The organism is Pseudomonas sp. Sample_24 (genome assembly GCF_004307605.1).
GTDB lineage: Bacteria > Pseudomonadota > Gammaproteobacteria > Pseudomonadales > Pseudomonadaceae > Aquipseudomonas.
This window is the reverse complement of record NZ_RCNW01000006.1, coordinates 1-1,732: the sequence shown is the minus strand read 5'-3', so window position 1 is coordinate 1,732 and position 1,732 is coordinate 1. Positions and strand designations below refer to the sequence as shown.

2 protein-coding genes are annotated in these 1,732 nt (G+C 58.1%); one reads left to right on the top strand and one right to left on the bottom strand.

Annotation, left to right across the window (positions count from 1 at the left end; genetic code table 11):
* Nucleotides 1-5: 5 nt before the first annotated feature.
* Entirely contained in the window at nucleotides 6-1,055 is a 1,050-nt protein-coding gene (gene nadA, locus D8V06_RS00405; protein ID WP_241667748.1) for a quinolinate synthase NadA, read from the top strand.
* Between the two features lie 72 nt (nucleotides 1,056-1,127).
* Here the strand turns inward: nadA and D8V06_RS00400 are convergent, their stop codons facing one another.
* Complete coding sequence (locus D8V06_RS00400) at nucleotides 1,128-1,616, bottom strand: RDD family protein (protein WP_056852652.1); 489 nt, start codon at nucleotides 1,614-1,616, stop codon at nucleotides 1,128-1,130.
* Nucleotides 1,617-1,732 lie beyond the last annotated feature (116 nt).

Below are 1,732 nucleotides of genomic sequence, written 5' to 3'. Positions count from 1 at the left end.
CGCAGATTTCCGAACGCCTTCTGGTTCAAGCCCACCTCGACGCCAAGCAGCCCAAGCCGCTGACCGCGCAAGAGGAGGCCCATTACCGTGCCGCCATCGCTGCCGAGCTCAAAGCTCAGGACGCAGTGTTGGTGGCTCACTTCTATTGCGATCCGGTCATTCAGGCCCTGGCCGAAGAAACCGGTGGCTGTGTCTCCGACTCGCTGGAGATGGCCCGCTTCGGCAATGCTCACCCGGCCAAGACCGTAGTGGTCGCCGGTGTGAAATTCATGGGCGAGACGGCCAAGATCCTCAATCCCGAAAAACGCATCCTGATGCCGACGCTGGAGGCGACCTGTTCGCTGGATCTGGGTTGCCCGGTCGATGAGTTTTCCGCCTTCTGCGACCAGCATCCAGAGCGCACGGTTGTGGTTTATGCCAACACCTCGGCGGCGGTCAAAGCCCGGGCGGACTGGGTCGTGACCTCCAGTTGCGCACTGGAGATCGTTGAAAGCCTGATGGACAACGGTGAAACCATCATCTGGGGGCCGGACAAGCACCTGGGCACCTACATTCAACGTCAAACCGGTGCTGACATGTTGCTGTGGGACGGTGCGTGCATCGTTCACGAGGAATTCAAGTCCAAGCAGCTCGAAGACATGAAGGCGCTGTATCCGGATGCGGCGATCCTGGTGCACCCTGAGTCTCCAACCTCGGTCATCGAGTTGGCGGATGCTGTGGGTTCGACCAGTCAGTTGATTGCGGCGGCACAGACCCTGCCGAACAAAACGCTGATCGTCGCGACCGATCGCGGCATTTTTTACAAGATGCAGCAGTTGTGCCCGGACAAGGTGTTCATCGAGGCGCCTACAGCGGGTAACGGCGCCGCATGCCGCAGTTGCGCACACTGCCCGTGGATGGCCATGAACACCCTTGAGCGCACGCTCAAGAGCCTGAAGGAAGGGACGAATGAGATCTTCGTCGACCCGGCCCTGATTCCTCAAGCGATTCGCCCGTTGAAGCGGATGCTCGATTTCACTCAGGCGGCGCGGATGAAACTGGCCGGTAACGCTTAAGATACTCCCGCCAACTAAAAACTGTGGGGAACGAGCAAGCTCGCTCCCCACAGTGGTTTCTGTGTCGGAAAATTATTTGGTCTTCTTCGGAATGCGCACAAGCTGGGTGTCGGAGTAGATGTCATGCCAGCTGCGTTGCTGCTTGTCGAACAGCGACCAGATGAACCCCAGGCCCACACACAGCAGCGATGCGATCGACACCACAAAGCGCAATAGCGCCTGCCACAGGCTGATGGATGATCCATCGGCATTCTGTACGCGGATACTCCAGACCTGCATCCCCAGGGTCTGGCCGGAGTAAGTCCAGAACTTGGCGAAGAAGCCGAACAGTACAAAAAACAATACGGTCGAGAGCAGCGGGTCGCCATCCAGTGCGCCGGATTCGGTCAGGGTGCGCATTTTCTCTTCGCCGATGATCGCCATCTGAATCATCTTGTAGATGCCGCTGGTGACGATCAGCAGGGCCGTACACAGCAGGAAGTCATAGAACATCGCTGCCAGGCGACGACCCAGGCCCGCGGCAGGAAATTCGCCCTGGGGCTTCAGCAGGTGTTTCGACATGGCGGGCTCTCGGTGTAAAAAGAAGCCATTTTACGGATTTACGCGCACAAAAAAGCCCCCGATGTCAGCATCGGGGGCTTTTTCGTTACAGAAGATTAGGCTTCTGCTTGTACTTC

Excerpts from the sequence above, each read along its gene's own strand:
- D8V06_RS00400 (WP_056852652.1), bottom strand. The coding sequence starts at position 1,616 with ATGTCGAAACACCTGCTGAAGCCCCAGGGCGAATTTCCTGCCGCGGGC.